We start from the raw sequence: 11,742 nt of genomic DNA on the forward strand, positions 1-11,742 counted from the left end.
GTCAGTCTTCCGCCTTGATGTCGGCGACCTTGCCGGTCGCGGGGTCGATATAGACTTCCATCGCCTTGCCGGTGGCGGCGTCGGTGCACTTGGCCTCGATCTTGCCGTCCTCGGCCTCGAATGCGTTCACCTTGCAGCCGGCCTTTTCCAGCGCCGCAGTCGCGGTGGTCGGGTCGGTGCCGATCATGTCCCCCACTGCCGGCATCGCAAATGCGGCGATGGGGGCAGCCATGGGAAGGGCCGCCATGGCCAGGATGGAGAGAAGCTTGGTGTTCATCATCTTGCCTTTCGTTTGGGCCCGCCCGAAGCGGCAGGCCGGAACCGGTGCGACGTGCCCCGGCTGTCCTTCCCTGCACCGATGAACGCCCCCGGCTCTATCCCGGCGATGCTTACCCCGCCGGACTTAAGCGCATGCTGACAGCGGCTTTCCGCCGGTCCTTCCCCTTGCGCGGCAGATGCGCAGCGGCGATATGTGGGGCAAAGCGAAGGAACCCACGGATGGCCCTGCCGATCAACGACCAGTTCCGCTACTGGGGCATCGCCGCCCTGGTGTTCTTCCTGCTCTTGTGGTTCCTCGGCGACGTGCTTCTGCCCTTCATCGTGGGCGGCGCCATCGCCTATTTCCTAGACCCCGTTGCCGACCGGCTGGAACGTCTGGGCCTGTCCCGCGTCGCCGCTACCACAGTGATCTCGCTGATTGCGCTCTTGCTGGTCGTGCTTCTGGTGCTGGCGGTGATCCCGACGCTGGTCAACCAGCTGACCGCCCTTGTGAACGCAGCCCCCGACATCGCCAAGCGGCTGCAAGGCTTCCTCTTGGAGCGCTTCCCCGACCTGGCCGATTCGACCTCGACCATCCGCCAGACCCTGGCCGAGATCGGTGCCGCGATTCAGGCGCGCGGGGGGCAGCTCGCGCAGGGGATCCTGACCTCGGCACTTGGGGTGATCTCGATTGTTCTCTTCATCGTCGTGGTGCCGGTGGTGGCCTTCTACCTGCTCTTGGACTGGGACGACATGGTAGCCCGGATCGACAGCATGCTGCCCTTGGACCATGCGCCCACGATCCGCCGCCTGGGGCGCGAGATCGATGCCGTGCTGGCCGGCTTCGTCCGTGGGCAGGTTTCGGTCTGCCTGGCGCTTGGCACCTTCTACGCGGCCGCCCTGATGGCGGCAGGCCTGCAGTTCGGCCTGATCGTCGGCGCGATCGCCGGGGCGATCACCTTCATTCCCTACGTCGGCTCTCTGGTCGGCGGGGCGCTGGCCATCGGCCTGGCGCTGTTCCAGTTCTGGGGCGACTGGGTGCAGATCGGCATCATTGCCGCAATCTTCGCCGTGGGCCAGTTCGTCGAGGGCAACATCCTGACCCCGCGTCTGGTCGGCAAATCCGTGGGTCTGCACCCGGTCTGGCTTTTGCTGGCTCTTTCCGCGTTCGGCACGGTCTTCGGCTTTGTCGGCATGCTGATCGCCGTGCCCGTGGCCGCGTCAATCGGCGTGCTGACCCGCTTTGGGATGGAGCAGTACCGGTCCAGCCTGCTGTACCAAGGCAGGACCGGGGCGCCGGTCGCGACTGCAAGCTTCACCACCGCGCCCCAGCCGCCGCAGTCTCAGCCACCGGCGAAACCCCGGCGCAGCCGCAAAGCGGCCAAGACGGACCCGACCGCGTGATCCGCCAGCTGGCCTTCGACCTGCCCACTGCCGAAGCCATGACGCGCGAGGATTTCTTCGTCGCGCCCTCCAACGCCCTTGCTTTGCAGTCGGTTGAAGGCTGGCAGACCTGGCCGGGGCGGAAGCTGTTGCTCGTCGGCCCCGAAGGCGCGGGCAAGACGCATCTGGCGCAGATCTGGGCCACGCTGGCCAAGGCCGCGATCCTGCCCGCCACCTCGCTTTCCGGCACCGACATCGCCAGCCTCGCGGGCCGCGCCGTGGTGGTCGAGGACGCCGACCGCATCGGCTCCGCCGAGGCGCAACTCTTCCACCTGCACAACCTGGCCACCTCTGGCGCGGCGCTTCTCCTCACCGCGCGCACCCCGCCGCGCGACTGGGGCCTGACGCTGCCCGACCTGGTCAGCCGGATGCAGGCCACCCAGATCGCCCGGCTGGAGGCCCCCGACGACGCGCTCCTCTCTGCCGTCCTGGTCAAGCTTTTCGCCGACCGCCAGGTCGCCGTGCCCGCGAACCTGATCCCCTACCTGGTCAGCCGCATGCCCCGATCGATCGGCGCCGCCCGTGCGCTGGTGACTGCCCTGGACGCCCGCGCCCTGGCCGCCGGACGCCCGATCACCCGGGCGCTGGCCGGTGAGGTGCTGGACAGCGGGGACCCTGAATGAAACAGTGTCACAATAGCTTCACGAACCTCGCGGCATAAGCCCGTCATGACTCAGGCCGATTTCCTTCGTTCGCCCTTCCCTGCCCCGGTAGAGCTTCCCTTTGCGGAAACCGCCGGGCCCGGGCGGTTCTTCAACCGCGAACTCAGCTGGCTGGCGTTTAACTGGCGCGTCCTGGAAGAGGCGGCGAACCCCGCCGTGCCACTGCTGGAACGGCTGCGCTTCCTGTCGATCTCGGCCACCAACCTGGACGAATTCTATACCGTCCGCGTTGCGGGCCTCCGCGCGCTGGTCCGGTCCGCGAACGGGACGCTGTCGGAAGACGGCCGCAGCCCGGCTGAACAGCTTCAGCTCATCAACGCGGATGCCCGGCGGCTGATGCAGACCCAGCAATCCACCTTCAACCGGCTGCGCAAGGAAATGGAAGTCGAAGGGATCAGCATCGTCCCCCGCTCCAAGCTGAATGCGCGGGACTTGAAGCACCTGGAAACGCACTTCCTGGCGAACGTCTTCCCGGTCCTGTCGCCCCTGGCCATCGACCCGGCCCACCCCTTCCCCTTCATCCCGAACACCGGCTTCAGCCTGGCGCTGGAGCTGGAGCGGATGGCAGATCATCGCCAGCTGAAGGCGCTCCTCCCGATTCCGCAGCAGATCGCGCGCTTCGTGCCGCTGCCGGGCAAAGAGGGCGAAAACCGCTTCCTGCCGCTCGAGGAACTCCTCCTCCTCCACCTGAGCATGCTGTTCCCAGGCTATACCGACCGCGGCCACTGCACCTTCCGCGTCCTGCGCGACAGCGACCTGGAAGTCGAGGACGAGGCCGAGGACCTGGTCCGCGAATTCGAGACCGCGCTGAAACGCCGCCGCCGGGGCGAGGTGATCCGCCTGAAGATGTCCGCCGGCGCGCCGGAATCCTTGCGCGCGCTGATCATGCAGGAACTTGCCGTCACCGAGGACGAGGTGGTGGAGGTCAAGGGCCTGCTGGGCGTCGCCGACCTGAAAGAGCTGATCCTCTCTTCCCGCAAGGACCTGATGTGGCCGCCCTTTACCCCCCGTGTCCCGGAACGGGTGCAGGACCACGACGGCGACATGTTCGCGGCGATCCGGCAGAAGGACATGCTGCTGCATCACCCGTACGAGACCTTCGACATGGTGATCCGCTTCCTGCAGCAGGCGGCGACTGATCCGAACGTGCTGGCGATCAAGCAGACCCTCTACCGCACCTCCTGGGACAGCCCGATTGTCAGCGCGCTCTGCGAGGCGGCCGAGGCCGGGAAATCCGTCACCGCGCTGGTCGAACTGAAGGCCCGCTTTGACGAGGCCGCGAACATCCGGCAGTCGCGCCGCCTGGAACGCTCGGGCGCACATGTCGTCTATGGGTTCGTGAACTACAAGACCCACGCCAAGATCAGCACCGTCGTCCGGCGCGAGGGCGATCACCTCGTCACCTACACCCATTACGGCACCGGCAACTACCACCCGATCACCGCGCGGATCTACACCGACCTGTCGTTCTTCACCTGCGATGCCGCGCTGGGACGCGACGCGACCAAGGTGTTCAACTACCTGTCCGGCTATGTGCAACCCGAGGGGCTGGAGAACCTGGCGATCAGCCCGATCACGCTGAAGCCGCGGCTTCTGGAGCTGATCGCCGCCGAGGCAGAGCACGCCCGCGCGGGCCGCCCGGCCGAAATCTGGGCCAAGATGAACTCGATCATCGACCCCGACGTCATCGACGCACTTTATGCGGCAAGCCAGGCCGGGGTGAAGATCAGCCTGATCGTCCGCGGGATCTGCGGTCTCAGGCCCGGCGTGAAGGGGCTGTCGGAGAACATCCGGGTGAAGTCCATCGTCGGTCGCTTCCTGGAACATTCCCGGATCGTCTGCTTCGGCAACGGCCATGGTCTGCCCGCCAAGAAGGCGCGGGTGTTCTTCTCCTCCGCCGACTGGATGGGCCGCAACTTGACCCGCCGCGTCGAAACCCTGGTCGAGGCGCTGAACCCCACGGTGAAGAACCAGATCCTCAGCCAGATCATGGCCGCGAACCTGGGGGACGAGGCGCAAAGCTGGGTTCTTGCCCCGGACGGCAGCTATGCCCGCGACCTGGGACCCGAGGGCGTCCGGCTGTTCAGCTGCCACCAGTTCTTCATGGAAAACCCCTCCCTGTCCGGTCGCGGCACCGCGGCCAAGGACGCGCCGCGGCTGCTGCCTGTGAAGGACGACGATTCCTCCGGGGCCGTGGCAGCGCAGTAGGCCCAAAATCCTTGAGCAAGGATTTTGACAAATTTCTTGCTTAAGAAATTTGGGCCCTCAAACGCCCGCGCCGGGGTCGCGCATCAGTTGCAGCCGCCCCGCTGCCGCCCGGGCAAAGGTCCGCAGCACCACCTTCCGCCGCGCGCCCGTAAGGGGCGTCTCGGGGGCCATCCGCACCACCTCGGCATCATAGGGGTCGGCATAGATCAGCCCGGTGTCCGGCGGCAGCAGGTCCACCGGGAAATCCGCATCCACCGCCCAGAAGAACCGGTCGCACCAGTCGAGATAGCCCTGCCATTTGCGGTCCGCCCGGTAGTCCGCCCGGCCCGACTTGCATTCGACCACCCAGACCTCGCCCTTGGGCCCCAGCGCCATCACGTCGACCCGCAGGCCCGGGGTCGGGATCAGCTCCTCCACGCAGACGAAATCCAGCGCCCTTAGGCCCCGGCAGACGCCCCGTTGCAGGCGCTGACCCGGCAAGGCAGGCAAGACCTCGGCGATGTCGACTGGCATATCCATGCGGGAAATATGAACCAAAGGTGAACATCTGTCCAGCCTTGCGGCCCCTGCCCCCACGCCCTATCTTGATTGGTGGCGGGTTCTGCTCCTCGCGTGCGGGGCCAATTTTCCAGTGGCCGATAAGCAAGCGAACGGGGGCTGGCTCTGCCTGGATCCTGGTCCAGGTATCTGGCGCCCACCTGAGACCTCTGGCTCTCGGGAAAACCCACGTCCCCACGGTTGCTGCGGGCCCGCCACCCCGCGCCACCCGAGATCTTCGGACCGCTGTCTTCGAAGAAATCGGCGCCTAGCCGCGGCGCTTCTGCGGCTTTACCGGAACCCGGGCCGGGACCAGCACCGGCTCGCGCGCAGCATGCCCACCACGGGGGCCTTCGTCATCCTCGGCCATCGCCATCACCCGGAAGGCGAACTGGACGGCGGAAAAGACGATCCCGTTGAACACCACCAGCATCGCCACCGCGACCCAGCCGATGCTCGACCCCATCACCAGATGCCCCAACCCGGCGACGTCCAGCCACAGGAGCCCACCGGTGAAGGCAGCCGAGATCACAAAGCCCATGGCCACGGACTGGATGTAAAGGCGGACAAGCTTGGGCATCGGGACCTCCTGTCTTGCCCGTCAAAGCTAGGCCGGGGGAACAGCATTGCCAACCCCCGCGTTGACCCCATGCGCCTTTCCGCCGCAGCACCCGGGACGGTGGGGCGCGCGCTGACCTGGATCATGGCGCGGCCGCATGTTCGGCGCCACGATCCGTCCAGATTACAGGAGGACAGACCATGAAGGTTGCAGACACCCTCTATTGCATCGCCGACGAACGCGGCTTCCGCCTCTTGCGCGGCAACGGCCAGCGGATGGAGCTGGCCCATGAAGCCGCGGCAGACGACTTTCCCGACTGGTCTCACGCCGTGACCGATCCCGGTCGCAACCGGTCGGGCGGCATCAACTTTGGCACCGGCGGCGGCGATCCGGATGAAATCGAACGGCCGCGCCTCGCGAAACACATCGTCGCGGCGCTGGAGGCGGAATGGAAAAAGGGCGGTGCCGGGCGTATCGTCCTTGCCGCCGGCCCGAAGATGCTCGGCGCCCTGCGTCAGGCGATGCCGAAGGATCTGGCGCAGGAAATCGCGACCGAGATCAGCAAGGACCTGTCGGACGTGCCGGTCCATGCGCTGGCGGATCATTTCGCTTAAGGCGGCAGGCTTGACGGGCGGGACCGACCCTCCGGACCGGTCGTCACGTCAGGACTCACCCTTGCCCGGCATCCGCGATTCCCGAAGGGCGCGCAGGTCGTCTGGGCTGACCCGGGCGACCTCAACCGTCCTGGTCCGCTCGGCCTCGCGCCGCTGGATCTCGTCCTCCCAGGCCAGCGCGGCTGTGGCATAGTACCAGCAGGTCCCCCACAACAGGACCAGCCAGGCCCCGATCAGCCACGGAATGTTTCGCTCGGGAAGCACGGTGGGCCCATCGCGGAGGGGCAAACCCGTGACTTCGACCAGGATGCGGAGCAGCTCATAGATCGTGAACTCGATCAACCCGCTGAAGTAGATCCCGAACAGCCAGACCATCCAGATCAGCCCCAGGCTGAACATGCCCCGACCGAGCCCGAACAGCGGGTCCGGGCTGCGCCCGTTTGAGGTCGCGGAATGCGCGGCTTCCGCCATCGGCACGGCAATGGCACAGTTGTAAAGCCCATTGGCCATGAAGAAGACGATCACCGCCAGGCTTGGGACCCAGGGGATAGCGTCGCCCCAAGGCACGTCGAGATCGCCATTTACCCCAACATATATCAAGATGAACGCCACGCTGATGCATGCAAGCGCGATCACTGCACCTATCATGGTATTGGCGACGCCAAAGAACAGGCTGCCCTTCACCAGCTTGACGATGTCAGGCTCATTCCCCTTGCCAAGGGCAGCCAGAGCGCAGCGATGGCCCATGAAAGCGAAGAATGTTAAGATCGTGATGCTGATGAAGATACCGATGATCGGCAACAGCGTCAGAACCGACAAGCACAGCGCAAAGAGCATTACGATCGGCATCACGAAGATGTAGTGCCAAAGCGTCACAAAGGACAGCGGCAGCGAACGCAACAGCAAGGGCACGAGATGGCCTCCCCACACACGACAGCCTTCGCGGGATCATCCCAGCAAAGACCGAAGCACGCAAGGCGGCTCGGGCTTTGTCAGGCCTCCAGCGCCTCCAACTCGTCGATGAAGCCCGCGATCATCGACAGGCCCTTGTCCCAGAACTTCGGGTCGCTGGCGTCCAGGCCGAACGGGGCAAGCAGCTCTTTGTGGTGCATCGAGCCGCCAGCCTTCAGCATGTCGAAATACTTTTCCTCGAACCCCGGCAAACCGCTCGCATAGACCGCATAAAGCGCGTTCACCAAGCCGTCGCCGAAGGCATAGGCATAGACGTAGAAGGGCGAGTGGATGAAGTGCGGGATATAGGCCCAGAAGGTCTCATACCCGTCCATGAACTCGAACGCGTCGCCCAGGGACTGCGCCTGCACCGACATCCAGAGGGCATTGATGTCCTCGGGCGTCAGCTCGCCTTGCGCGCGGGCCGCATGCAGCTTGCACTCGAAGTCGTAGAAGGCGATCTGGCGGACGACCGTGTTGATCATGTCCTCGACCTTGCCAGCGAGGAGGGTCTTCTTCTCGGCCGGGGTCCTGGCCTGGTCCAGCAGCTTGCGGAAGGTCAGCATCTCGCCAAAGACGCTTGCCGTCTCGGCCAGGGTCAGCGGGGTGGAGGACAGAAGCTCCCCCTGCCCCGCCGCCAAGACCTGGTGGACGCCGTGCCCCAACTCATGTGCCAGCGTCATCACGTCGCGCGGTTTACCGAGGTAGTTGAGCATGACATAAGGATGCACGGTCGTGACCGTCGGATGCGCAAAGGCGCCCGGCGCCTTGCCCGGCTTCACGCCCGCATCGATCCAGCCCTTGTCGAAGAAGGGGGTCGCCAGGTCCGCCATGCGCGGATCGAAGGCCGCATAGGCCTCGGTCACGGTGCGCCGCGCCTCGGCCCAGTCGACGACCTTCGGGGCTTCCGTGGGCAGCGGCGCGTTCCGGTCCCAGACCTGCAGCTTGTCCAGCCCCATCCACTTGGCCTTCAGCCGGTAGTAGCGGTGCGACAGCTTCGGATAAGCGGCCACGACGGCGTTGCGCAGAGCCTCCACCACCTCGGGCTCGACATGGTTCGACAGGTGGCGGCCATGCTGCGGCGTGGGCATCTTCCGCCAGCGGTCGTGGATTTCCTTTTCCTTGGCCAGCGTGTTGTGGATGCGGGAGAAGAGCTTGATGTTCTTCTGGAAGACCTCGGCCAACGCATGCGCCGCCGCCTCGCGCCGGTTGCGCGCCGGGTCGGTCAGAAGGTTCAGCGTGGCTTCAAGGTTCAGCTCCTCCGGCTCACCCTCGACGGTGAACATGAGGCCCGCCATCGTCTCGTCGAAAAGCTTGTTCCAGGCGCTGGCGCCCACAACCGACTCGTCATGCAGGAATTTCTCCAGCTCGTCCGAAAGCTGGTGCGGCCGCATTGCACGCATCCGGTCGAAGACGGGCTTGTAGCGGGCAAGACCGGCATTCTCGGCCAGAAGGCGGGCGAGGTGGTCGTCGTCAAGCCGGTTGAACTCCAGGCTGAAGAAGACCAGCGGCGTGGTGGCCGTGGTCACCTTGTCCTGCGCGTTCCCCATGAACTGCGCGCGTTCCGGGTCGATGGTGTTCTGGTAGTAGCGCAAGCCCGCATAGGACATCAGCCGCCCGGCGATCACCTCGATCCGCTCATACTCCCGCACGCAGGCCAGAAGACCCGCCGCATCCTGCCGGCCAAGCCGCCCCTCGTATGTCCCCGCAAAAGCAGCGCAGGCGCGTTCCAGTTCCGCCATGTCCGCCGCGAACTCCGGGCCGTCGGCAGAAGGGTAGAGGTCGGTCAGATCCCAGTCCGGCAGGTCCCCGAACCCGCCCCCGCTGGCATTGGCGTCGAACACGGGCTTGGGCAGGTGCAGGGTCATGGCAATCTCCGAAAAGCGTTCACTGTCATCTAGGCTGGGACGCGGCCCGGGAAAACCCCCGGACCACTCCTCGTTCGACTTCGTCTCCTCGTCGTGAAGCGTCCCCATTGAGCCGAGGAGCGCCGAAGGCGACGACGAGCGGTGCCTCAGATCTCGACCGCCACGTCGTAGACCCGATCCATCATCGCTTGGGTCCCCCGCACGAATTCCAGCGGGCAGGGATAGGCCACGCCTTCGCGGACCGTCCGGCCAAAGGCCTCGACCTGCAGCTTGTAGTGGTTCGCGGTCGGGAAGCGTTCCACCGTCACCCGGTTGCCGTTCTGGTGCAACTCCACTTCCGCCAGGTCGTTGACGTTGGCATTGAACGGCCCGCCCTCCAGCCGGATCATGCCCTTCGTGCCTTGGAAGGTCGCCACCTGCCGGTTGTACATCCGCATCGAGGTCATCGAGCCATAGGTGAACCGGCCCTTCGGCCCCTCCATCACCGCCGCGACCTGGGCGAAGGTATCAACGCCATTGTCGCGGTGGATGCGGGCCGAGATGTCGACGGGTTCCGCCCCGGTGACGAAACGCATCGAGCCGAAGGTGTAGACCCCGATGTCGCGCAAGCTGCCACCCCCGGCGTCGGGCCGGTTGCGGATGTTCGACAGGTCCGTCAGGTGGAAGCTGAAGGCAACATCGGCATGGACCAGGTCGCCGATCTCGCCGGCCTCGAACCACTCCTTCGCGCGCTGCCACTGCGGGTGATGCACGATCATGTAGGCTTCGGCCGCCAGAAGCCCGGATTTGTCGCGGGCCGCGATGATCTGGTCAATCTCGCGCGCCTTCATCGCAATGGGCTTTTCCGTCAGCACATGCTTGCCCGCCGCCAGGCACTTCAGCGTCCACTCGACATGCATGTGGTTTGGCAGCGGGATGTAGACCGCATCCACCCCTGGATCGGCCAGCAGCGCCTCATAACTGGAATGCACTGTCAGGGATGGGCAGAAGGCCTGAAACCCCGCCGCCTTCGCCGGGTCCGAAGTGGCCAGCGCCACCAGCTCGGCCCCCTCGGCGGCGTGGATCGCCGGGGCCATGTGTTCCCGTGCAAACTTCGCTGCCCCAAGCACACCCCATCTGACCGGCTTCATGTCATCCTCCCCCGAAAGCACCGGTGCCAATAGGTCAGGTTTTGCGCTAACGTTCAACCCGCCGGAAGCGCAGAAAGGTCATCAGACCGAAAGGCCGGACCTGGCGGCTCTCCTCCAGCCGCAGTTGCGGGTGACCCATCACCCGGTCGATGGCAAAGTCGGAATGCCAGCCCAGAAGGTTCGCCAGGGGCGCTGCCAGCCGCTCGGCAATCGCCCAGCCCTCGGCCGCGCGGCCCGCGAAATGGTTGGCGATCATCACCGACCCGCCGGGGCGGACGACACGGGCCATCTCGTTCAGGACCCGTTCCGGATCGGGCACCACCGACATGATGTGCATCGCGGCGACATGGTCGAAACTGGCGTCCGGAAACGCGATCTCGCGCGCGTCCATCTGGTAAAGCCCCGCCAGGTTCTTCAGCCCCTTCTTCTTTGCCCGCAGCTCTGCCTCGCGCAGCATCTCGGCCGAGAGATCGATGCCGGTGACCCGGACATGTGGGCCGTAATAGTCCAGCGCCAGCCCGGTGCCGATGCCCACCTCCAGCACCACGCCGCCCTGGGCGTTCACGTGATCCGCCGCAAGCAGCCTGCCCCCTTGAGTGATCCGCCCGAAGGTCAGGTCATAGACCGGCGCCCAGCGGCGATAGGATTTCTGGATGGCATCTACTTGCATGCATATGATTCCCTTCAAAATTCCGGAACGGCGACAGTGCCGACCGATCTGGGGAATGCAAGGAAAAGCTGCAACCGGTGCGGGAAATCAGCCTGCCGGAGGTTTCCGCAGGCTGCGCAATCCCAGCCACAGCACGCCCGCCAGATAGGCCAGGCACAGGACAAGAAGCGTGACCCAGGTATAGGTCAGCACCGCCGCCACCACCATCACCGCGGCCACCAGCACATAGCGCGCATGGTCGGTGGCAATCGTGATCCGCTTCAAGGACGGCGTGCGGACCCGGCTGATCATCAGGGCCCCGATGCCGACCATCCAGGCCGCGACCAGCACCGGAGGCACATGCAGCGCCTGGTCGGTCGCGAAGGACAGGTAGAGCGGCGACAGCACCAGAAGCGCCCCTGCCGGCGAGGGCACGCCGATGAACGCGGTCTTCTCGGCCGCCTCGCCCACCGCGACCTTGGAGCCGACATTGAACCGGGCCAGGCGCAGCATGCAGCACACCACATAGACCAGCACCGCGATCCAGCCGAGGCTCGTCTCCGGGCGCAGGCCCCACAGATACAGGACCAGCGCCGGTGTCACCCCGAAGTTGACGAAGTCGCACAGACTGTCCAGTTCCGCGCCAATGGCGCTTTCCGATTTCAGCATCCGCGCCAGGCGCCCGTCCAACCCGTCCAGCGCCGCCGCGAACCCGATCAACAGGACCGCCAGCGTGAAGTTCCCCGCAATCGCATAACGGATGGCCGTCAGGCCCGAACACAAAGCCAGAATTGACACCAGGTTCGGCAACAGCTTGAGGAGCAGAAGCTCACGCGGAGCGTCGGTGGGCTTGCGGGCCATGG

At 65.6% G+C, this 11,742-nt stretch carries 12 protein-coding genes and 1 other RNA gene; 5 read left to right on the plus strand and 8 right to left on the minus strand.

Annotated elements, in window-relative coordinates; genetic code table 11:
* Window position 1: 1 nt before the first annotated feature.
* On the minus strand, window positions 2–280 hold the full coding sequence (locus AC2EAL_RS06700) for a PepSY domain-containing protein (protein WP_484723426.1): 279 nt from the start codon (window positions 278–280) through the stop codon (window positions 2–4).
* A gap of 218 nt (window positions 281–498) precedes the next feature.
* Here AC2EAL_RS06700 and AC2EAL_RS06705 point away from each other — a divergent pair, with 218 nt between their 5' ends.
* The 3 genes from AC2EAL_RS06705 to AC2EAL_RS06715 are packed head-to-tail and all read left to right on the plus strand — an operon-like array spanning window position 499 to window position 4,571.
* Window positions 499–1,662, plus strand: a complete 1,164-nt coding sequence (locus tag AC2EAL_RS06705) for an AI-2E family transporter (protein WP_484723427.1) — start codon at window positions 499–501, stop codon at window positions 1,660–1,662.
* A gap of 38 nt (window positions 1,663–1,700) precedes the next feature.
* Complete coding sequence (locus tag AC2EAL_RS06710; RefSeq protein WP_484723942.1) at window positions 1,701–2,324, plus strand: P-loop NTPase family protein; 624 nt, start codon at window positions 1,701–1,703, stop codon at window positions 2,322–2,324.
* A 45-nt stretch (window positions 2,325–2,369) separates the two neighbouring features.
* Window positions 2,370–4,571, plus strand: a complete 2,202-nt coding sequence (locus AC2EAL_RS06715; RefSeq protein WP_484723428.1) for an RNA degradosome polyphosphate kinase — start codon at window positions 2,370–2,372, stop codon at window positions 4,569–4,571.
* A 57-nt stretch (window positions 4,572–4,628) separates the two neighbouring features.
* On the opposite strand, the gene AC2EAL_RS06720 is transcribed toward AC2EAL_RS06715, so the two are convergent.
* On the minus strand, window positions 4,629–5,084 hold the full coding sequence (locus AC2EAL_RS06720) for an MmcB family DNA repair protein (protein ID WP_484723943.1): 456 nt from the start codon (window positions 5,082–5,084) through the stop codon (window positions 4,629–4,631).
* Window positions 5,085–5,166: 82 nt separating this feature from the next.
* On the opposite strand from AC2EAL_RS06720, the gene ssrS reads away from it, so the two are divergent.
* Window positions 5,167–5,325: non-coding RNA, 6S RNA (ssrS, locus tag AC2EAL_RS06725), on the plus strand.
* A 51-nt stretch (window positions 5,326–5,376) separates the two neighbouring features.
* Here ssrS and AC2EAL_RS06730 read toward each other — a convergent pair.
* Entirely contained in the window at window positions 5,377–5,688 is a 312-nt protein-coding gene (locus AC2EAL_RS06730; protein ID WP_484723429.1) for a hypothetical protein, read from the minus strand.
* A gap of 179 nt (window positions 5,689–5,867) precedes the next feature.
* On the opposite strand from AC2EAL_RS06730, the gene AC2EAL_RS06735 reads away from it, so the two are divergent.
* A complete protein-coding gene (locus AC2EAL_RS06735) occupies window positions 5,868–6,281 on the plus strand; it encodes a baeRF12 domain-containing protein (RefSeq protein WP_484723430.1) in 414 nt (137 codons plus the stop codon).
* A gap of 48 nt (window positions 6,282–6,329) precedes the next feature.
* On the opposite strand, the gene AC2EAL_RS06740 is transcribed toward AC2EAL_RS06735, so the two are convergent.
* The 5 genes from AC2EAL_RS06740 to pssA form a co-directional block, all read right to left on the minus strand.
* A complete protein-coding gene (locus AC2EAL_RS06740) occupies window positions 6,330–7,193 on the minus strand; it encodes a hypothetical protein (protein WP_484723431.1) in 864 nt (287 codons plus the stop codon).
* Window positions 7,194–7,273: 80 nt separating this feature from the next.
* A complete protein-coding gene (locus AC2EAL_RS06745; RefSeq protein WP_484723432.1) occupies window positions 7,274–9,100 on the minus strand; it encodes a M3 family oligoendopeptidase in 1,827 nt (608 codons plus the stop codon).
* A 146-nt stretch (window positions 9,101–9,246) separates the two neighbouring features.
* The gene (locus AC2EAL_RS06750; RefSeq protein WP_484723433.1) at window positions 9,247–10,230 is read right to left on the minus strand and encodes a Gfo/Idh/MocA family protein; all 984 of its coding nucleotides are present in this window, start codon (window positions 10,228–10,230) and stop codon (window positions 9,247–9,249) included.
* A gap of 46 nt (window positions 10,231–10,276) precedes the next feature.
* Window positions 10,277–10,900, minus strand: a complete 624-nt coding sequence (locus AC2EAL_RS06755) for a class I SAM-dependent methyltransferase (RefSeq protein ID WP_484723434.1) — start codon at window positions 10,898–10,900, stop codon at window positions 10,277–10,279.
* A gap of 87 nt (window positions 10,901–10,987) precedes the next feature.
* On the minus strand, window positions 10,988–11,740 hold the full coding sequence (gene pssA, locus AC2EAL_RS06760) for a CDP-diacylglycerol--serine O-phosphatidyltransferase (protein WP_484723435.1): 753 nt from the start codon (window positions 11,738–11,740) through the stop codon (window positions 10,988–10,990).
* Window positions 11,741–11,742: the final 2 nt, after the last annotated feature.

The organism is Tabrizicola sp. T74 (genome assembly GCF_057219935.1).